Consider the following 20,124-nt stretch of genomic DNA (forward strand, 5'->3'; position numbering starts at 1 on the left):
TTTTGTACGGCTTGTCACATCATCTTCACGGCGGACCGCATGGGACGTTGCGGCGCGGAAGACCCGCAATGGAACCGCGAGGAGAGGTGGACGGATGATCGCCGCCACGAAGAAGATCGCCGGCGGGCTGGTCGCCACGGCGCTGGTGCTGGGCGTCGCCGGGTGCAGCACCTCGGAACCCGCCAAACCCCCTTCCCCCGGGGGTCCGAACGCCAAGAAGGGCGCCGCCGCCCCGGAGGCCGCCCCCGGCAGCGTCAACCGGCTCATCGGCGACGGCTCGACCGCGTACACGGGTGCGCAGCCGAACGTGCAGAAGCCGCAGAAACTGAAGCCCGGTGAGAAGCCGCCGCAGTTCGTGGTGTTCTCGTGGGACGGGGCCGGAGAGGACAGCCAGAAGCTCTTCTCGCACTTCCGCGCGGTCGGCAAGAAGTACAACGCCCGGATGACGTACTTCCTCAGCGGCGTGTACATGCTCCCCGAGGAGAAACGTTCCCTCTATACGGCCCCGCAGCACGAGTCCGGCCGCTCCGACATCGGCTTCGGCGACCTCCAGGGCATCAAGGACACGGCCACCCAGGTCCGCGCGGCCTGGCTCGAGGGCAACGAGATCGGCACCCACTTCAACGGCCACTTCTGCGGCCCCGACGGCGGCGTCGGCACCTGGTCCGTGCCGGAGTGGAAGAGCGAGATCAACCAGGCCAAGTCGTTCGTCAAGAACTGGAAGACCAACACGCCGGACCTGAAGGGCCTGGAGCCGCTCCCGTTCAACTACGACAAGGAGCTCATCGGCGCCCGGACCCCGTGCCTCGAAGGCCAGAAGAACTTCATGCTGGCGGCCAAGGACATGGGATTCCGCTACGACTCCAGCGGCATCAGCAAGCAGATCTGGCCGAAGAAGACGGACGGACTCTGGGACGTCCCGCTCCAGCTGGTGCCCATGCCGGGCCGCGCCTTCGACACCCTGAGCATGGACTACAACTACCTGGTCAACCAGTCCGGGACGACCACTCAGGGCGACCCCTCGCAGCACGCGTACTGGGGCGAGCAGATGCGCGAAGGCCTCCAGCAGGCCTTCGACCGCGTCTACCAGGGCAACCGCGCGCCCCTGATCATCGGCAACCACTTCGAGTCCTGGAACGGCGGCACGTACATGAAGGCCGTCGAGGACTCCATCCAGTCGATGTGCACGCAGAAGGAGGTCCGCTGCGTGCCGTTCCGCGAGCTGGTCGACTGGCTGGACGCCCAGGACCCGAAGGCCCTGGAGTGGATGCGCGGCCTCGACGTCGGCGAGGCGCCCAAGGAGGGCTGGACGAAGTTCCTGACGGCGGGGCCGCCGGCCAAGCCGGCCGCCCCCGCCGGGGTCAAGCCGGCTGCGGAGCAGGCTGAAGAGGGTGCGGACGAGGACTGACGAGGTCCGGGGCCGCCGGCGCACAGCCGGCGGTCTCCCGCAGGACGAAATCGGGGTCGACCTGGGCGGCCAGGTCGACCCCGGTCTTGGTGTTGCCCCAGCTCTCCGCGTTCCGCAGGTGGAAGTGGACCATCTGCTCGGTGTACCGCTCCCAGTCGCGGTGGGCGTACGAGTCGTCGGCCGCGTCCTGGAGGGCCTGCAGGGCCAGCCGGTTGGTCGCCTCGAGCAGCTCGAACGCCGCCGGCCGGCCCTTCTCCATCGCCCGCACCCAGTCGGAGTGCCCGACGGTGACGAGCAGGTCCTCTCCGACCTCGTCCTGGAGGAACTCGATGTCGTCCGTGCCCTGCACCTTGTTGCCGATGACCTTGAGCGTGACCCCGAAGTCCCGGGCGTACTCCTTGTACTGGCGGTAGACCGAGATGCCCTTGCGGGTCGGCTCGGCGACCAGGAAGGTCACGTCGAAGCGGGTGAACATGCCCGAGGCGAAGGAGTCCGAGCCGGCGGTCATGTCGACCACGACGTACTCGTCCGGGCCGTCGACCAGGTGATTGAGGCAGAGCTCGACCGCCCCGACCTTGGAGTGGTAGCAGGCGACGCCCAGGTCCGCCTCGGTGAACGGCCCGGTGGCCATCAGCCGTACGGGCTCCCCGTCGAGCAGCAGCGTGCGCGCGCAGGCCTCGTACACCGGGTTGTCCTCGGTGACCCGCAGCAGGCGCGATCCGGCGCCGGGTGGAGTGGTCTTGATCATCGTGTCGGCGGAGGCGATGCGCGGGTTGGAGCCCCGCAGGTACTCCTTGATCAGGGGCAGGTGCGCGCCCAGGGCGGGCAGCGCTGCGGCCTCGTCCTCGCCGAGTCCGAGCGCGGCGCCCAGGTGCTGGTTGATGTCGGCGTCCACCGCGACGACGGGGGCCTCATTGGCTGCGAGGTGGCGGATGAAGAGGGAGGACAGGGTCGTCTTGCCGCTGCCGCCCTTTCCCACGAAAGCGATCTTCATGTTCACCAAGCGTAGCCTGTCGGTCGCTTTCCGTGGTGCTGGTAAGTGAAGAACACCACTCCAAGGAGGGGTCGGTGACGAGGACGTCCAGTGCGTAGGCTCCTTACTTATGAGTAGCGCATCTGACCCGCTGGCCGCCCTGGGTTCGCTCCCGGGCGTCGCCGAATCCGTGGATTCCGTACGCAAGGCCGTGGACCGCGTCTACGGGCACCGGGTGATGCGCCGGCGCAGCGGGGAGATCACCTCGGAGGCGGCGCTGCGCGGGGCCCGTGGGAGCGCGGCTCTGTCCGGGGCGGACTGGGCGCTGGAGGAGGTGCGCCGCCGGAGCGACTTCGGGGCGGAGGCGGAGGCGCGCACGGTGGGCGCCGCGCTGCGTCTGACGGCGGAGGCCGGGCAGCTGCTGAGCATCTGGCGGCAGTCGCCGCTGCGGGTGCTGGCGCGCCTGCACCTGGTGGCATCGGGGTCCACGGCCGAGGGTGACGTGGTGGGCCGCCCGCGGCTGGCGGGCGAGTCGGTGGACGAACCCCTGATCACCCTTCCGCTCCCGAGCGCGGAGGAGGTGGCGGGCCGCCTGGACGGCCTGTCCCGGCTGATCATCGCTGGCGGCTCGGCTCCGGCGCTGGTCACGTCGGCGGTGGTGCACGGCGAACTGCTGGCGCTGCGCCCGTTCGGCTCGTACAACGGGCTGGTCGCGCGGGCGGCGGAGCGGATCGTGCTGATCAACAGCGGTCTGGACCCGAAGGCGATCTGCCCGGCGGAGGTCGGCCACGCGGAGCAGGGTCGGGACGTGTACCTGGCGGCCTTCGAGGGCTACGTATCCGGGACCGCGGAGGGAATGGCGGCCTGGATCGCGCACTGTGGCCGCGCGATCGAACTCGGCGTCCGCGAGTCGACGGCGGTCTGCGAGGCTCTGCAGCGCGGCGCGGCGTAGGTTCCCCGGCTCTGCCCTGCCGGGACACAGGGTTGCGGCGACACCGTCTTGCTTTGGTGTCGCCGCTGGCATTTACGCCCAGTTACCAAGCGTCCTCGATATTTGCCCATCAGGTCGGGAACTTTGCCCGTCACCTGGTGCAGCTGGCCCGTAATCGACGGGTCGACGTCGCGTGGGTGCTCGGCGTTCATGCTTCGGTCCGTGGGCCTTACTGCGTTTTAAAGATGATCCTCTCGGATGTTCTTTGGTCTCGCGGGCCGTTGACTCCTTTGTACTCCGCTTCGGTGACAAGCGGAACCCCTCCCCACTTTTTTTACTTTCCAGGACGTCTCGGAGCGAACCGGACACCCCGCATCCGCGCAGCTCAGCGGCCCTGAGCCACCCCTGGCCACCCCCGCCTGCCCACCCCCGGTGGGGCCCGCCCGGCCCTGGCGGAGCCGGCCCACCCTCCCCCGGTGGTGCCGGCTCGCCTGGCCCTGCCGGAGCCCGGTTCACCCCGCTCTGCGGGTCGGCGTTCCCGGCCCTGCCGGCGCCGGCCCACCGGCTCTGCGGGGCCCACCCGGCTCTGCCGGAGCGGGCCCACCCGGCTCTGCCGGTCGGTGTTCCCGGCCCCATCGGAGTCGGCTCACGCTGCCCTTGCCGGTCGGCCCATCCGGCCCGGCCGTACCTGGCGTACGCGGCTTCGGACACTCGGTGCACCAGGCCCCGCCGGAGCCGACATACAGCACCGGGCTGGCCCACCCAGCCAGCCCGGTGGGCGGGCATCCCTGCTGGGCCGGCACACCTATCCGCCCGGCAGGGCCGGTATTCCCACCGGGCTGGCACACCAAGGCCGTTGGGGCCGGTATGTCCAGCCCCGCCGGCGTTTGAGGCGCGGGGGTCCGGGGGCGGAGCCCCTGGGGTCTTTGAGCCCGGCGGGCGAAGCCGGCGCGGGTCCGGGGGCGGAGCCCCTGGGGTCTTTGAGCCCGGCGGGCGAAGCCGGCGCGGGTCCGGGCGGAGCCCCGGAGGTCTTTCCAGCCCGCCCGGCGTTTGAGGGCCGGGTCCGGGCGGAGTCCGGTGAACGGGAGAAGGGCGGGGCGGGGAGAGAAGCCCCGCGCAGCAGCGGCACGCAGTGGCGGCATGCAACGGCGCGCCGCCCGCCAGGATCCGCTGCCGCCTGGCGGGGGCGGCCGCCACCCGGCGGGGTCCGGCCGCACGACGGGATCGGGGCTGCAGCCCCGGGGACCGGTCAGGCAGACGCGGCGGCAGCCAGAGCGATCGCCCGCCGCCGACTGGCGTACCAGACCAGCCCGGCGGTAGCCGCAGCCGCACCCACCGCCGCCGCAGCGACCAGCGCCGGCCGCGCCGGCATCGACAGCCCGGGCAGCCGCTGCTTCAACCGCACCGGCCGGTTGAACACCAGCACCGGCCACTCCCGCGCCGCCGCCTCCTTGCGCAGCGCCCGGTCGGGATTGACCGCGTGCGGATGCCCGACCGCCTCCAGCATCGGGATGTCCGTCACCGAGTCGCTGTACGCGTAGCACCGCGAGAGGTCGTACCCCTCGGACTCCGCGAGCTCCCGTACGGCCTCGGCCTTGGTGGGCCCGTAGGCGTAGTACTCGATCTCGCCGGTGAAGCAGCCGTCCTCGCCGATGACCATCCGCGTGGCGACGACCCGGTCCGCACCGAGCATCTCGCCGATCGGCTCGACGACTTCCGCGCCTGACGTCGACACGATCACCACATCGCGGCCCGCGGTGTGGTGTGCCTCGATCAGCGAGGCGGCCTCGTCGTAGATCAGCGGGTCGATGAGGTCGTGCAGGGTCTCGGCGACGATCTCCCGCACCTGCTGGACGTTCCATCCCTTGCAGAGGGAGGACAGGTACTCACGCATCCGCTCCATCTGATCGTGGTCGGCGCCGCCGACCAGGTAGATGAACTGGGTATACGCAGTGCGCAGCACGGCTCGGCGGTTGATCAGGCCGCCTTGGTAGAAGGACTTGCTGAACGTCAGAGTGCTTGACTTCGCAATGACCGTCTTGTCCAGGTCGAAGAAGGCTGCGGTGCGGGGCGACGAGTGCGGCAAGGGCTGGATTTCCACGCCCCGAGCATATGCGCCCACCATTCGGCGTAAGGTGTGGCGCGTGGGTTTGCCTGAGAAGGCTCTCGGGTACACCATGGAAGTCACGGATCGTTCGCGACCGTGCTAACCCGGTCTGGCTCCTCCCCCCCCCGAGTCGGACCGTGGGGACGACCCCCGCTCTCCCCCCCGGCGGGGGTCGTCGCATGTCCGGACGCAGTTTGCGTCCCTGTCTTCGGCCCCAAAGTGACCATTCCTGCAGCCCTCCTTCCTCGGCGGGCCCTGCGTGGCGGAGGCCCTCACCTCCTCAGACGCGTGACGGTGCGTAGTCGTTCCGCCGCGCTCTGGAACTCACCTGTTGGGTTGATGGAGTTATTCACAGGGCGCCTGTTGTCCACAGTTTTGGAGCAAGATCCACTTCCTTTTCCGGATCGCTGCACGGTGATTCCAGCCGCGAAGTCCGCGGTGCTGGGATTTGCAGTGAGAAGGGGGCGGAGATCGTGGCTGGATCGAAGTCGTGTGAAGTGCCGGAGCGCGCGGAAGCAGGCGGAATCAGGCCATTGGGCGCTCCCGGCGGGCTGGTGCCTGCCGGAGGGCGGCCGCTGATCATCACCGAGGACCCGCTGCTGCTCGACGATCTGCTGCGGCTGTGCGCGGCTGCGGGCGCAGAGCCGCATGTGCACCACGCGGTGCCGGAGCAAAGCGGAGGCGGTGGTGGCGGAAGCGGCGGGAGGGGTGAAAGCGGTTCCGGGGACGCCGTGGAGGCGCGCGGAAGCATCGGATGGGACTCCGCACCGCTCGTGCTCGTCGGGGACGATGCCGCCCGCCGGGTGCGCGGTGCTCCGCGCCGAGGCGGGGTGCTGCTCGTCGGCAGGGATCTGGACGACCCCTTCGTATGGCAGCGGGCGGTGGAGATCGGCGCCGAGGAGGTACTCCGGCTGCCCGACGCGGAGAGCCGGCTCGTCGACCGCATCGCCGATGTGGTGGAGGGAGCCGGGAAACCCGCCCTCGCCGTCGGGGTGATCGGCGGCAGCGGCGGGGCCGGGGCCTCCACCCTCGCGTGCGCCCTCGCCTTGGGGGCCGCCCGCGCCGGGGAGCGGACCATCCTCATCGACGGTGACCCCCTCGGCGGCGGCATGGATGTGCTGCTCGGCGGCGAGAGCGCCGAAGGGCTGCGCTGGCCGGACTTCGCGGGCTCGCGGGGCCGGGTGGGCGCCGGCGCGCTGGAGGAGTCGCTGCCGGAGCTGCATGCGCTCCGGGTGCTCAGCTGGGACCGCGGGGACCGGGTGGTGGTGCCGCCCGCGGCGATGCGCTCCGTGCTGGCCGCCGCGCGCCGCCGGGGCGGGGTCGTGGTGGTCGACCTGCCCCGCAGGGTGGACGAGGCCGTGGCCGAGGCGCTGGCGCAGCTGGACCTGGTGCTGATGGTGGTGCCGGGCGAGTTGCGGGCCGTGGCCGCCGCGGGGCGGGTCGCGGCCGGGGTGCGGATGGTGGCCCGGGATGTCCGCGTGGTCGTACGGGGACGCTGTCCGGGCGGGCTCGATGCCGAGTCGGTGGCCGGGCTGCTGGGGGTGCCGCTGGCCGGCGAAGTGCCGGTCGAGGTGGGGCTGCCGGGGCGGGTCGCCGAGGGGGAACCGCCGGGCGGGCAGGGGCGGGGCGTGCTGGCCCGGTTCTGCGACGGCTTCTGGCGGCGGGCGCTCGGCCCCGCCCAGGGGGTGGCGGCATGAGCGCCGTGCTCCTGGACGCGGTGCGGCAGCGGCTCGCCGAGAGCGGGGCGGAGCCGACCCCGGCCCGGGTGGCGGCGGCCCTGCGGGCCCAGGGCCGGCTGCTTGGGGATGCGGAGGTGCTGGGTGTGGCGGCCGAGTTACGGTCCGAACTGGTCGGAGCCGGCCCGCTGGAGGCACTGCTCGCCGACCCGGAGGTCACCGATGTCCTGGTGGCCGCCCCGGACCGGGTGTGGGTGGACCGCGGCGGCGGGCTGGAGCTGACCGGGGTGACGTTCGCCGACGCCGATGCCGTGCGCAGGCTCGCCCAGCGGCTGGCCGCCGTCGCGGGCCGGCGCCTGGACGACGCCCGGCCCTGGGTGGATGCCCGGATGCCCGACGGCACCCGGCTGCATGCCGTGTTGCCGCCGGTGGCGGTCGGCTCGGCCTGCCTGTCGCTGCGGGTGGTGCGGCCGCGGGCGTTCACGCTGGAGGAGCTGGTCGAGGCGGGCACGCTGCCGCCAGGCGGTCAGTCGCTGCTGCGGGACATGGTCGAGGCCCGGCTGTCGTTCCTCGTCTCCGGCGGGACCGGGACGGGCAAGACCACTCTGCTCAGTGCCCTGTTGGGGCTGGTCGGCCCCGGCGAGCGGATCGTCCTCGCGGAGGATTCGGCCGAGCTGCGGCCCGACCATCCGCACGTGGTGCGGCTGGAGAGCCGACCGGCCAACCAGGAGGGGGCGGGCCTGGTCACCCTGGCGGATCTGGTCCGGCAGGCGCTGCGGATGAGGCCGGACCGGCTTGTCGTCGGCGAGGTCCGGGGCGCCGAAGTGGCCGATCTCCTGGCAGCTTTGAACACGGGCCACGAAGGAGGCTGTGGCACGGTTCATGCGAATGCCGCGGCGCATGTGCCGGCCCGGCTGGAGGCGCTCGGGACGGTGGCCGGGCTCGACCGGGCCGCCCTGCACAGCCAGTTGGCGGCCGCGCTGACCCTGGTGGTCCATCTGGTCCGGGACCGGGCCGGGCGGCGCCGGGTGGCCGAGGTGCATGTGCTGGAGCGGGATGCCGCCGGGCTGGTGGTCACCGTACCTGCGCTGCGCTGGTCCGCCCGGGGGTTCGCGCGGGAGCGGGGCTGGGAGCGGCTGCGTCCGCTGCTGCGGGGTGTGCGGTGAACGGCGTGGCCGCGGTGCCGGTGCCGCTGTTTGCCGGGGTGCTGTGCGCCGGGACGGCCGCCTGGGCCCTGGCCGGGGGAGACCGGGTGTCCCGGCGGGCCCGGGTGGTGCTGGCCGGGGTCGGACCCGTGGTGCCCCGCGGTCCGCTGCGCCGCGAGCGGCTGGTGATCGCCGTACGGGTGCGGGCCGCGCGGTGGCGGGAGTGGTCCTGCCTCGGGGCCGGGCTCGTGGTCGCGCTGCTGGGCGGGTCGGCGATCCCGCTGGTGGTGGGTGCGGCCGCGGTGCCGCTGGTGCGGCGGTGGCTGCGGGTCCGGCAGCGGGAGCGGGAGCGCAGTGCACGGGCCGCCGAGGTGATCGCGCTGTGCGGGGCCGCGGTGGGCGAGCTCCGGTCGGGCGCCCAGCCCGGGCAGGCGCTGACGGCGGCGATGCGGCGGACGGTCGCGGGCCCCGGTGGGCCGGGCGCCGCCGAGGCGGGGGTGCTGGCCGCCGCGGCGTTCGGCGGGGACGTTGCGACGGCGTTGCGGCAGGCGTCACGGGAGCCCGGCGCGGAAGGGCTGGCCGGGATGGCCGCCTGCTGGCGGATCTCGGTGGACGGAGGTGCGGGGCTCGCCGCCGGACTGGACCGGCTGGAAGGGGCGTTGCGGGCCGAGCTGGACCGGCAGGAGTCGCTGCGGGCCCAGCTGGCGGGGGCCAGATCGACGACGGCGGTGCTCGCCCTGCTGCCGCTGGTGGGCCTGCTGATCGGCACCGGGCTCGGGGCGGATCCGCTCCGCGTGCTGCTGCACACCCCGGTCGGGTGGGGCTGCCTGCTGGCGGGCGGGGTGCTGGAGGCGCTGGGGCTGCTGTGGTGCCGGCGGATCGTACGGGCGGGGGAGCGGTGATGGGGGGCTTCGCGATCCACGGTCTGGGGATGGCGTTGTGCGTCGCGGCCGCGGTGCTGTGCACGGCCTCGGCGGTGGCGGCGCAGGTCCGGGCGCGGGCGGCCCGGCGCAGGATCGCCGCGCTGCTGTCGGCGGAACCGGTGCGGCGGGCGCCGGTGTTCGGGTCCGCGATACGGGCGGCGGTGGCCGCATGGGCCGGCCCGGCCGGGGCGCTGCTGGCGGCCTGGGTGCTGGTCGGCGGGCTGCCAGGGGTGCTGGCCGGCTGCGGTGCGGCGATCGGGGTGTGGCGCTGGCTGCGGCGGGCGCGGCCGCCGGCCGGGGTGGATCCGCAGGAGGTGGAGCGCCAGCTGCCGTTCGCAGCCGATCTGTTGGCCGCCTGTCTGGCGGCCGGTGCGGCGCCGGTGGAGGCCGCGGAGGTGGTGGGCGAGTCGCTGGGCGGCCCGGTGGGCGAGCGGCTGGCGCTGGCCGGGGCGGAGCTGCGGCTCGGCGGCGAACCGGGGGATGCGTGGGGGAGGTTGGCGGAGATACCGGGCGCCCGGGTGCTCGCGGAATGCCTGGAGAGGGCCGCCCGGACGGGGGCTCCGGCCGCAGAGCCGGTCTCCCGCCTGGCGAAGGCCCTCCGGGAGGACCGGGCCCGGCAGGCCGGAGCCCGTGCCCAGCGGGCGGCGGTGCTCGTCACCGCTCCGGTGGGGCTGTGTTTCCTCCCCGCGTTTCTCGCGGTCGGAGTGGCCCCGGTGGTGATCGGAATGGCCTCCGGTCTCCTCGGGGGCACCTGAAGTCACTGCATGAACTCGGACCTCAACTCCGGGCCTGAAATCACAACTGAGATCACGTCGAGAACGAAAATCAACGGGAGGTCGTCATGAGGATCATCTGGTTGCGCCTGCGGTCCGCGCTGAGCGGTCGGGCGAACGACGCGGGGATGTCCACTTCCGAATACGCCATGGGCACGATCGCGGCGTGTGCATTCGCGGCCGTTCTGTACAAGGTGGTGACGAGCGAGGTGGTCTCCACGGCACTTCAGTCGACCATCGGAAAGGCACTCGATGTGCCCTTCTGAGGAAAAGCGCCGACGACCGGGCGACCGGGGATATGTGACGGCGGAGGCCGCCCTGGTGATCCCCGCGCTGGTGCTGTTCGCGGCCCTGCTGGTGTGGGCGCTGATGGCGGCGGCCGCGCAGATCCGGTGTGTGGACGCGGCCCGGGCCGGAGCCCGGGCGGCGGCCCGGTCGGAGCCGCCGGGCGTGGCGGTGGCGGCGGCCCGGGCGGCCGCACCGCCGGGGGCGGAGGTCGGGGTGGAGCGCGAGGGAGACCTGTGGCGCGTCCGGGTGGCGGCGCCGGCGCCGGGCCCGGGCGGGCTGCCGGTGCGGCTCGGGGCGCAGGCGGTGGCGCTGGCCGAGGACAGCGTGGGGCCGCCGCCATGAGCCGGGACCGGGGTTCCGCGACGGTGTGGGCGGCGCTGGTGGCCACGGTGCTGGGGGCGGTGTTCGGCGGTGTGCTGCTGCTCGGCCAGGCCGTCGTCGCCCGGCACCGCGCGGCGGCGGCCGCCGATCTGGCGGCCCTCGCGGCGGCGGCGACCTGGACCCACGGCCCGGAGGCCGCCTGCGCCGCGGCCCGCAGGGTCGCCGGGGCCCAGAGCGCGGACGTGACCGCCTGCACCGTCCAGGGCGAGGTGGCCGAGGTGGCGGCCCGCCCCGCGACGGGCCCGTTCGCCCCGACGATCAGCGCCCGAGCGGGACCGCCCCTGCCGGCCGCCGACTGAGGACCGGCCCCCGTACGAGCCCAGGCGGGCCTTCCCGGGCCTGTACCGCCGGGGGCTCAGGAAGCCGGGGGCTCAGGAAGCTGAGGACCGGCCCCGTACGAGTCCGGGCAGGCCGTACCGGGTCTGTACCGCCGGGGGCTCAGGGGGGTGGGGCCTGCGCGAGGAGGCGGGTGAGCAGGCGGATCGCGCCACGTTTGTGGAGGGGGTCGTTGCCGTTGCCGCACTTGGGGGACTGGATGCAGGAGGGGCAGCCCGCCTCGCATTCGCAGGCCGCGATCGCATCGCGGGTCGCCGTCAGCCAGGCGCGGGCCGTGTGGAAGGCGCGCTCCGCGAAGCCGGCGCCGCCGGGGTGGCCGTCGTAGACGAACACGGTCGGGAGGAGGGTGTCGGGATGCAGCGGGACGGAGACCCCGCCGATGTCCCAGCGGTCGCAGGTGGCGAACAGCGGCAGCAGGCCGATGGAGGCGTGCTCGGCGGCGTGCAGGGCGCCGCCGAGGATCTCCGGGTTGATCCGGGCCTCGTCGAGCTGGTCCTCGGTCACGGTCCACCACACGGCCCGGGTACGCAGGGTGCGGGGCGGCAGGTCCAGCTTGGCCTCGCCGAGCACCTCGCCGGTGATCAGTTTGCGGCGCAGGTACGAGACGACCTGGTTGGTCACCTCGACCGAGCCGAAGCAGAGCCGGGCCGGGCCCCAGGGGATCTCGGTCTCGGTCTCCAGGACGGAGATGGAGGTGGTGTCGCGGGCGGTGGTCGAGAAGGGCGGGCTGGACTCCTCGACGAGCGCGACCGAATCCTCCAGGTCCAGGTGCTTCACCAGATAGGTGCGGCCCTGGTGGAGGTGGACGGCTCCGTCGTGGACGGCGGTGTGGGCCGCGGACTCGTCGACCGTGCCCAGCAGGCGCCCGGTGGCCGCCTCGACGATCTGCACCGGGCGGCCGCCCCCGCCCCGGATGTCGGTCAGGTCCGAAGCCCGCTCCCGGCGGGTCCAGTGCCAGGCCGTGGCCCGTCGGCGCAGCAGCTTCGCCGCTTCCAGCTGCGGGATCAGCTCCCGGGCCGCCGGGCCGAACAGGGCGAGGTCCGCCTCCGTCAGCGGGAGCTCGGCGGCGGCCGCGCACAGGTGCGGGGCCAGGACGTACGGGTTGTCCGGGTCGAGGACCGTGGCCTCCACCGGTTGGCGGAACAGGGCCTCCGGATGGTGGACCAGATACGTGTCCAGGGGGTCGTCCCGGGCGATCAGCACGGCCAGGGCGCCCTGGCCGGAGCGCCCCGCGCGGCCCGCCTGCTGCCACAGGGAGGCCCGGGTGCCCGGGTACCCGGTGATCAGGACGGCGTCCAGGCCCGAGACGTCCACGCCCAGCTCCAGGGCCGTGGTGGCGGCCAGGCCGAGCAGCTCGCCGGAGTGCAGGGCCCGCTCGAGGGCCCGGCGCTCCTCGGGCAGGTAGCCGCCCCGGTAGGCCGCGACACGCCGGGGCAGGGACCGGTCCACCTCGGCGAGCCGCTCCTGGGCGATCACCGAGATCAGCTCCGCGCCGCGCCGGGAGCGGACGAAGGCGACCGTACGGACCCCCTGGACGACCAGGTCGGTCAGCAGGTCGGCGGTCTCGGCCGTGGCGGTGCGGCGTACCGGGGCGCCCTTCTCGCCCCGCAGATCGGTCAGCGGCGGCTCCCACAGGGCGAAGACGACCTCGCCGCGCGGGGAGGCGTCGTCGGTGACCTCGGTGACCGGGATGCCGGTCAGCCGGGACGCCGCGGCCGCCGGGTCGCTCGCGGTGGCGGAGGCCAGCAGGAAGACCGGATCGGCGCCGTAGCGGGCGCACAGCCGCCGCAGCCGGCGCAGCACCTGGGCGACGTGGGAGCCGAATACGCCCCGGTAGGTGTGGCACTCGTCGATGACCACGTAGCGCAGGGAGCGCAGGAAAGAGGCCCAGCGGGGATGGGCGGGCAGGATCCCCCGGTGGAGCATGTCGGGGTTGGTGAGGACGTAGTTCGCGTACTGGCGCACCCATTCGCGTTCCTCGACCGGCGTGTCGCCGTCGTAGACCGCGGGCCGCACGGCGTTGCCCAGGGGCGCGGCCAGCGAACGTACGGCGCGCCGCTGGTCGGCTGCCAGAGCCTTGGTCGGGGCCAGGTAGAGGGCGGTCGCACCCCGCCCGTTCGGGGCTTCCGCGCCGTCCGCGAGGGCGGAGAGCACCGGCGCGAGGTAGGCCAGCGACTTGCCCGAGGCGGTTCCGGTGGCGACGACCACCGACTCGCCGTCCAGGGCGTGCTCGGCTGCCACGGCCTGGTGTTCCCACGGATGGTCGATCCCGGCGGCCTGAATTGCGGCTACGACATCCGTTCGGATGCGGTCGGGCCAGACTGCATGACGACCCGCCCGAGGGGGCAAGTGCTCCGTATGGGTGATGCGCGCAGCTCGAGAAGGCCCCCGTGAGAGGCGGTCCAGAACCGTGCCGGGGCTGGGTCGTGGGTCCTCGGGTGCCGTGGGCCGACCGGGACGGTGAGTATTGGCCATTGGAAGCGAGTGTGTCACCGGCGTGCGGGACAATGGTCCGAAGGCGTCGTGCGCGCCTGCCGGTAAGTGATTGAATGCCATCGCGGCAGCCAATCCCTCCCCTGCCTACGGGTGGGGAGGCCCCTGGGGGGCGCCGCTCGATAGCAAGGTGCTGGAGGATCCGTGGACCTGTCCCTGTCGACTCGCACTGTCGGCGACCGCACGGTCGTGGAGGTCGGTGGCGAGATTGATGTGTATACCGCGCCCAAGCTGCGCGAGCAGTTGGTCGAGTTGGTGAACGACGGCAGCTACCACCTGGTTGTCGACATGGAGCGAGTGGACTTCCTCGACTCCACCGGGCTTGGTGTGCTCGTGGGAGGTCTCAAGCGCGTCCGTGCGCACGAGGGCTCGCTGCGGCTGGTGTGCAACCAGGAGCGCATCCTGAAGATCTTCCGCATCACCGGTCTGACCAAGGTGTTCCCGATCCACACGACGGTGGAAGACGCCGTCGCGGCCACCGACTGACGGCTCACCGTCCGCGGCGCCGCAGGGCGCCGCGGAGGGAGCCGAAGAGGAGCGGGGGCGCGGGCCGAAGCGGTCCGGGCCCCTGTAAGGCACGCCCGTAGTCCGAGGGGGACGCGCATGGCCATCGTTGAACTGCGCTTCAGCGCCCAGCCCGAACACGTCCGGACGGCCCGCCTGGTCGCGGCCGCCGTGGCACGGCGGGCCGGCGTGGACGAAGCCGTGCTCGACGAGGTCCGCCTCGCCGTGGGCGAGGCCTGCTCGCGCGCCGTCGGTCTGCATCTCAGCAACGGGCTGACCGCGCCCGTCCGGGTGGTCCTGACCGAGGAGGAGAAGCTGTTCTCCATCGAGGTCGGCGACAAGGTGCCCGGACCGGCCGGTGGCCCCAAGGGCGCCGTGCCCGGCCTCGACGCCGCCCTGGACCCGGACACCGACACCGAGGACGAGATGGGTCTCGCGGTCATCAGCGGGCTCGTCGACGACGTCGAGGTGACGAGCGGGGAATCGGGCGGGACCATCCGGATGAGCTGGCCGGTGTCCGCCGCGTCCGATCTTCCGTAGCCCGGTCCCACGGCAGTCCCGTCGCCCTGCGGTCCCGTGGCCGCAGTCGGTGCCGAGATTCTTCCGATCTTAATCAAGGCCCTGCTGAGCAGGGCCTTTTTTCATACCCCCACAGCATTCTCTAGATCAATGACCGGGCGTCAATGCCTTTGCCCCATTACCCCTTTCGGGGGGTAATGGAGTGGCGCGATCTATTGCTGAGGAGCAAGAGCAGGCCAATTCCGTTTCCCGCGCACTGTTTTGATCGGGGAGACCTCCCTACAATCCGTCCACATCTTGAGCTCATCACGTCAAGGAGGACGAATGACGGGGCTCTTCACCCCCAACGCGCCGGTCGGAAACTCTGATCTGGCAGCCGCAGTACTCACCGATGACAATCGGCTCATCGTGATGGTGATCGCGGCCGTGGCACTTGCCGCACTCGTCGTCGCGCAGATCCTGGTCCGCCAGGTCCTCGCCGCGGACGAGGGCACCGACAGCATGAAGAAAATCGCCGCAGCGGTCCAGGAAGGCGCCAACGCCTACCTCGGCCGGCAGCTGCGCACCCTCGGGATCTTCGCGGTCGTCGTGTTCTTCCTGCTCTTCCTGCTGCCCGCCGACGACTGGACCCAGCGGGCGGGACGGTCCGCCTTCTTCCTCGTGGGCGCCATCTTCTCGGCGGCCACCGGCTACATCGGCATGCGGCTCGCGGTCCGCGCCAACGTCCGCGTCGCCGCCGCCGCACGTGAGGCCACCCCCGCCGAGGGCGAGCCCGCCAAGGACCTGACCGAGGTCTCCCACAAGGCGATGAGAATCGCCTTCCGTACGGGTGGCGTGGTCGGCATGTTCACCGTCGGCCTCGGCCTGCTCGGCGCCTCCTGCGTCGTGCTGGTCTACGCGGCCGACGCGCCCAAGGTCCTGGAGGGCTTCGGGCTCGGCGCCGCGCTGATCGCGATGTTCATGCGCGTCGGCGGCGGCATCTTCACCAAGGCCGCCGACGTCGGCGCCGACCTGGTCGGCAAGGTCGAGCAGGGCATTCCGGAGGACGACCCGCGCAATGCCGCGACCATCGCCGACAACGTGGGCGACAACGTCGGAGACTGCGCCGGAATGGCGGCGGACCTCTTCGAGTCCTACGCCGTCACCCTCGTGGCCGCGCTCATCCTCGGCAAGGTCGCCTTCGGCGACCTGGGCCTGGCCTTCCCGCTGATCGTCCCCGCCATCGGCGTCATCACCGCCATGATCGGCATCTTCGCGGTCTCCCCGCGCCGCTCCGACCGCAGCGGCATGACCGCCATCAACCGCGGCTTCTTCATCTCGGCCGTGATCTCCCTGGTGCTGGTCGCGATCGCCGTCTACGCCTACCTGCCGGCCACCTACAACGAGCTCGTCGGCGTCGAGGACCCGGCGATCACCAACCACGCCGGTGACCCGCGCATCCTGGCCCTCGTCGCCGTCGCCATCGGCATCGTGCTCGCGGCCCTGATCCAGCAGCTGACCGGCTACTTCACCGAGACCACCCGCCGTCCCGTCCGGGACATCGGCAAGTCCTCCCTGACCGGCGCGGCCACCGTCGTCCTCGCCGGCATCTCCGTCGGCCTGGAGTCCGCCGTCTACACGGCGCTGCTCATCGGCCTCGGCGTGTACGGGGCGTTCCTGCTCGGCGGTACGTCGATCATGCTGGCGCTCTTCGCGGTGGCCCTGGCCGGCACCGGCCTGCTCACCACCGTCGGCGTCATCGTCGCCATGGACACCTTCGGGCCCGTCTCCGACAACGCCCAGGGCATCGCCGAGATGTCCGGCGACGTCGAGGGCGCCGGTGCACAGGTCCTGACCGACCTGGACGCCGTCGGCAACACCACCAAGGCCATCACCAAGGGCATCGCGATCGCCACCGCCGTGCTCGCCGCGGCCGCGCTGTTCGGCTCGTACAACGACGCCATCGCGGGCGCGGTCAAGCAGGTCGGCGCCAAGGCCGGGGAGATGAACCTCAGCCTGGACATCGCCCAGCCCAACAACCTGGTCGGCCTGATCCTGGGCGCGGCGGTCGTGTTCCTGTTCTCCGGCCTCGCCATCAACGCCGTCTCCCGCTCCGCGGGCGCCGTCGTCTACGAGGTGCGCCGCCAGTTCCGCGAGCACCCCGGGATCATGGACTACACCGAGACGCCCGAGTACGGGCGCGTCGTGGACATCTGCACGAAGGACGCGCTGCGCGAGCTCGCCACGCCCGGCCTGCTCGCCGTCCTGACCCCGATCGCCGTCGGGTTCTCGCTCGGCGTCGGCGCGCTCGGCTCGTTCCTCGCGGGTGCCATCGGCACGGGCACGCTGATGGCGGTCTTCCTCGCCAACTCCGGCGGTGCGTGGGACAACGCGAAGAAGCTCGTCGAGGACGGCCACCACGGCGGCAAGGGCAGCGAGGCCCACGCCGCGGTCGTCATCGGGGACACGGTCGGCGACCCGTTCAAGGACACCGCCGGTCCCGCGATCAACCCCCTGCTCAAGGTCATGAACCTGGTGGCGCTGCTGATCGCCCCGGCCGTCGTGCAGTTCAGCTACGGCGCCGACACGAGCGCGACCGTGCGCGCGATCGTCGCCGCCATCGCCATCGCCGTCATCATCGGCGCGGTGTACATCTCCAAGCGCCGCGGCATCGCCGTCGGCGACGAGGGCGACGGATCGGAGCCCGCGGAGCGGGTGGCCCAGCAGGCCGATCCCGCGGTGGTCTCCTGACCCGACGGGTGATCCGAGGGGCGACCCTCGGAGCAACCGGAGGGCCGACCGGCCCGAGGACTCGAAGATACGCCCGAACGGCGGACAGGCGGCGCGGACTGACGCGCCGTCTGTCGGCCTTTCTGCGTGCCCGGATGACGGGCGTGTATCTTCCGGGCCGAGAGCCTTCGAAGGGACCAATCCGGTGAACAAGAAGTTTGCGGCCGCGGTGTCCGGCGCTGCGGTACTGATGCTGGTGCTGTCCGGCTGCGGCGGCGATGAGACGGACAACAAGGCCGGCGCCTGGGCCAAGAAGGTCTGCGACAAGTGGCAGCCCGAGCTGAAGAAGATCGAGACCGCCAGCACCGACATCAAGCGCGTGGCCACCCAGAGCAGCCAGCCCGACGAGGTGAAAACGACCGACTCGGCGGCGTTCGGGACGATGTCCGAGTCGTACAAGGCGATGGGTACCGCCTTGCAGGGGGCGGGAGTTCCGCCGGTCAAGGACGGCCAGACGACCCAGGCCACGGCGATCAAGAGCTTCGAGGAGACGTCCAAGGGCTACGCCGACCTGAAGACGAAGATGGACGGCCTGGACCCGCAGGACAAGACCAAGTTCGCCGCGGGCCTCAAGGAGGTGGCCGGCGGACTCGAGGCGGCCAGCAAGGGCGGCAAGGACGCGCTCAACACGCTCAAGTCCGGCGGTCTGGACAAGGCGATGAACAGCCAGAAGGGCTGCCAGGTCGCGGCGCCGTCGCCGTCCGCGAAGTGAGGTAGCGGGCGGCCGCCGTTGCCGACGGACGCAGCGGTACGCAGGCCAGGGCGGCAGTACGCAGACCAGGGCGGCCGGGTTCGAGGAACCCGGCCGCCCTGCTCCGTGCCGGGCCACCGGCCGCGCGGGCAGGCAGCAGCGGGGCAACCGGCCGCGCGGGGCACGCATCTGCGGCGCCAGCCGACACAATGGACCGGTGAGTACCACCAGCCTTCCCTCGCCCGACCGCGCCGCCGAGCTCCGCACGGCCCTGCTCGCCGCCGGTTTCACCGCCGACGGCCTGCTCGACCTGCTCGGCGCCCCCGCCTACGCCGCGCTGGCCCGCAGCGAGACGGTCCCTGCCCTGCGCGCCACCCGCGGCAGCGGCGACGGCCCGCTCGCGAGCCTGGTCCGGCTGTTCCTGCTCCAGCAGCCGGAGCCGTACGTCCGCGCCGCCGAGGCGCTGCCCGTCGAAGCGGCGCTGGCCGACGGCTGGCTGCGCCGGGAGGGCGACGAGGTGCACGCCACCGTCGACGTGCGCCCGTACGGCGGCCCCGACGGCGAGGACTGGTTCATCGTCTCCGACCTCGGCTGCGCCGTCGGCGGGGCCGGCGGGATCGGCAGCCGCGAGGAGGGTGTGGTCCTCGGCGTCGGCGGGGCCTCCACCACCCTCGCCGGGATCACCGTCCGCACCCCGGTCGCCACCGCCCTCGACCTCGGCACCGGATCGGGCATCCAGGCGCTGCACGCCGCCCAGCACGCCACCCGGGTCACCGCCACCGACGTCAACCCCCGGGCCCTGGAGTTCACCCGGCTGACCCTGGCGCTGTCCGGCGCCCAAGAGGCCGAGCTGCTCCTCGGGTCGCTGTTCGCCCCGGTCGGCGAGGCCACGTACGACCTGATCGTCTCGAATCCGCCGTTCGTGATCTCTCCCGGTGCCCGGCTGACGTACCGCGACGGCGGGATGGGCGGCGACGACCTGTGCCGGACCCTCGTCCAGGAGGCCGGGGCGCACCTCAACCCGGGCGGGTACGCGCAGTTCCTCGGCAACTGGCAGCACGTGGAGGGCGAGGACTGGCACGACCGGGTCCGCGCCTGGGTGCCGCGCGGCTGTGACGCGTGGATCGTGCAGCGTGACGTGCAGGACGTCACGCAGTACGCGGAGCTGTGGCTGCGCGACGCGGGCGACCACCGCACCGACCCCGCCGAGTACGCGCGCCGGTACGAGGACTGGCTGGACGAGTTCGAGGCCCGCAAGACCAAGGCCGTCGGCTTCGGCTGGATCACGCTGCGCCGCAGCGACGCGGCGGAGCCGTCGATCGTGGTCGAGGAGTGGCCGCACTCGGTGGAGCAGCCGCTCGGCGACACCGTGGTGGCCCACTTCGCCCGGCAGGACTACCTGCGGGACCACGACGACGCGGCCTTGCTGGAGGCCCGCTTCGTCTTGGCGGAGGAGATCGTCCAGGAGCAAGTCGGCGCGCCCGGCGCGGAGGACCCGGAGCACGTGGTGCTGCGGCAGAACCGCGGGATGCGGCGTGCGACCAAGGTCGACACGGTCGGGGCGGGCTTCGCCGGAGTGTGCGACGGCTCACTCACGGCGGGCCGGATCCTGGACGCGATCGCACACCTGGTGCAGGAGGATCCCGTCGTCCTGCGGGACCGGACTCCGGGGTCCATCCGGATGCTGGTCGAGCAGGGATTCCTGGTGCCGGCGGACAGCTGACCGGGCCCTCCCGGCGGCGCGGCCGCGGCCCCGTCGGCGGCGGCCCGGCCGTGGCCGAATCTTTGATGTAACCCGGGGTTCGCCTGCCGTTCCCCCTCGGCTGGCAGGCTCCCGCGCAGGGGGACGGCCAAGGGCCGGCCGGCGGATTCGGGGGGATCCGTCCGGGACCCCGAGAGTGGCCCGAGGGTAAGGGGGGAACGGCATGGAGAGCGGTCCGGCGATTTTCGCGGCGACCGTGTTCCTGCTGTTCGGGGCGGCTCTGCTGGGCTGGACGGGGGCGCGCGCCCTGCGCCGCGTGCCGGTGGCTGATGGTGTGCGCCCCACCGTCGCCGTACCGGTGGCGCTGCTCGCCTCCGGGGTGTCCCTGGTGCTGGGCGTGTGGTGCCTCGCGCGGCTCTGATCGCGTGCCTGGTGACCGGCTGATCACAGGCTGATGACCGGCTGATCGCCGACGCGCCGACCGGCCCGGATTCTCGTCGGAAAC

General features: G+C 72.7%; 18 protein-coding genes. 15 read left to right on the forward strand and 3 right to left on the reverse strand.

Annotated elements, in window-relative coordinates; translation table 11 throughout:
- Positions 1-94 precede the first annotated feature (94 nt).
- Complete coding sequence (locus AB0M76_RS03285) at positions 95-1,408, forward strand: hypothetical protein (RefSeq protein WP_365951259.1); 1,314 nt, start codon at positions 95-97, stop codon at positions 1,406-1,408.
- Here AB0M76_RS03285 and AB0M76_RS03290 read toward each other — a convergent pair.
- Positions 1,362-2,402, reverse strand: coding sequence for an ATP-binding protein (locus AB0M76_RS03290; RefSeq protein WP_365951260.1), 1,041 nt, complete (start codon positions 2,400-2,402; stop codon positions 1,362-1,364). The two genes, AB0M76_RS03285 and AB0M76_RS03290, sit on opposite strands and share 47 nt — an antisense overlap.
- A gap of 109 nt (positions 2,403-2,511) precedes the next feature.
- On the opposite strand from AB0M76_RS03290, the gene AB0M76_RS03295 reads away from it, so the two are divergent.
- Positions 2,512-3,333 (forward strand): oxidoreductase, encoded by an 822-nt coding sequence (locus AB0M76_RS03295; protein WP_365951261.1) that lies wholly within the window; start codon positions 2,512-2,514, stop codon positions 3,331-3,333.
- Between the two features lie 1,228 nt (positions 3,334-4,561).
- On the opposite strand, the gene AB0M76_RS03300 is transcribed toward AB0M76_RS03295, so the two are convergent.
- The gene (locus AB0M76_RS03300; protein WP_365951389.1) at positions 4,562-5,398 is read right to left on the reverse strand and encodes an HAD-IB family hydrolase; all 837 of its coding nucleotides are present in this window, start codon (positions 5,396-5,398) and stop codon (positions 4,562-4,564) included.
- Positions 5,399-5,943: 545 nt separating this feature from the next.
- On the opposite strand from AB0M76_RS03300, the gene ssd reads away from it, so the two are divergent.
- From ssd to AB0M76_RS03335, 7 genes are all read left to right on the forward strand, one after another.
- On the forward strand, positions 5,944-7,116 hold the full coding sequence (gene ssd / locus AB0M76_RS03305) for a septum site-determining protein Ssd (protein WP_365951390.1): 1,173 nt from the start codon (positions 5,944-5,946) through the stop codon (positions 7,114-7,116).
- Entirely contained in the window at positions 7,113-8,261 is a 1,149-nt protein-coding gene (locus AB0M76_RS03310) for a TadA family conjugal transfer-associated ATPase (protein ID WP_365951262.1), read from the forward strand. The genes ssd and AB0M76_RS03310 overlap by 4 nt, the downstream gene beginning before the upstream one ends.
- 5 nt (positions 8,262-8,266) lie before the next feature.
- Positions 8,267-9,142 (forward strand): hypothetical protein, encoded by an 876-nt coding sequence (locus AB0M76_RS03315; protein WP_365951263.1) that lies wholly within the window; start codon positions 8,267-8,269, stop codon positions 9,140-9,142.
- Positions 9,142-9,918: a type II secretion system F family protein gene (locus AB0M76_RS03320; protein ID WP_365951264.1), complete on the forward strand. Its 777-nt coding sequence runs from the start codon at positions 9,142-9,144 to the stop codon at positions 9,916-9,918. Before AB0M76_RS03315 ends, AB0M76_RS03320 begins: the two co-directional genes overlap by 1 nt.
- A gap of 86 nt (positions 9,919-10,004) precedes the next feature.
- Complete coding sequence (locus AB0M76_RS03325) at positions 10,005-10,202, forward strand: DUF4244 domain-containing protein (RefSeq protein WP_030299318.1); 198 nt, start codon at positions 10,005-10,007, stop codon at positions 10,200-10,202.
- Positions 10,189-10,566, forward strand: coding sequence for a TadE family type IV pilus minor pilin (locus tag AB0M76_RS03330; protein ID WP_266665277.1), 378 nt, complete (start codon positions 10,189-10,191; stop codon positions 10,564-10,566). The genes AB0M76_RS03325 and AB0M76_RS03330 overlap by 14 nt, the downstream gene beginning before the upstream one ends.
- A complete protein-coding gene (locus AB0M76_RS03335; protein WP_365951265.1) occupies positions 10,563-10,904 on the forward strand; it encodes an Rv3654c family TadE-like protein in 342 nt (113 codons plus the stop codon). The genes AB0M76_RS03330 and AB0M76_RS03335 overlap by 4 nt, the downstream gene beginning before the upstream one ends.
- Before the next feature lie 139 nt (positions 10,905-11,043).
- Here AB0M76_RS03335 and AB0M76_RS03340 read toward each other — a convergent pair whose 3' ends face one another.
- Entirely contained in the window at positions 11,044-13,497 is a 2,454-nt protein-coding gene (locus AB0M76_RS03340) for a DEAD/DEAH box helicase (RefSeq protein ID WP_365951266.1), read from the reverse strand.
- Positions 13,498-13,578: 81 nt separating this feature from the next.
- On the opposite strand from AB0M76_RS03340, the gene bldG reads away from it, so the two are divergent.
- From bldG to AB0M76_RS03370, 6 genes are all read left to right on the forward strand, one after another.
- A complete protein-coding gene (gene bldG, locus AB0M76_RS03345) occupies positions 13,579-13,920 on the forward strand; it encodes an anti-sigma factor antagonist BldG (RefSeq protein WP_030152678.1) in 342 nt (113 codons plus the stop codon).
- Between the two features lie 117 nt (positions 13,921-14,037).
- Positions 14,038-14,478, forward strand: a complete 441-nt coding sequence (locus AB0M76_RS03350) for an ATP-binding protein (protein ID WP_365951267.1) — start codon at positions 14,038-14,040, stop codon at positions 14,476-14,478.
- 303 nt (positions 14,479-14,781) lie between these two features.
- A complete protein-coding gene (locus tag AB0M76_RS03355) occupies positions 14,782-17,187 on the forward strand; it encodes a sodium-translocating pyrophosphatase (RefSeq protein ID WP_365951268.1) in 2,406 nt (801 codons plus the stop codon).
- Positions 17,188-17,371: 184 nt separating this feature from the next.
- Positions 17,372-17,938, forward strand: coding sequence for a small secreted protein (locus AB0M76_RS03360; RefSeq protein WP_365951269.1), 567 nt, complete (start codon positions 17,372-17,374; stop codon positions 17,936-17,938).
- 196 nt (positions 17,939-18,134) lie between these two features.
- Positions 18,135-19,640: a class I SAM-dependent methyltransferase gene (locus AB0M76_RS03365; RefSeq protein ID WP_365951270.1), complete on the forward strand. Its 1,506-nt coding sequence runs from the start codon at positions 18,135-18,137 to the stop codon at positions 19,638-19,640.
- Between the two features lie 202 nt (positions 19,641-19,842).
- Entirely contained in the window at positions 19,843-20,040 is a 198-nt protein-coding gene (locus AB0M76_RS03370) for a hypothetical protein (RefSeq protein WP_266665262.1), read from the forward strand.
- The last annotated feature ends 84 nt before the right edge of the window (positions 20,041-20,124 follow it).

Origin of the sequence: Streptomyces sp. NPDC051364 (assembly GCF_040682115.1) — a bacterium.
Classification (GTDB): domain Bacteria; phylum Actinomycetota; class Actinomycetes; order Streptomycetales; family Streptomycetaceae; genus Streptomyces.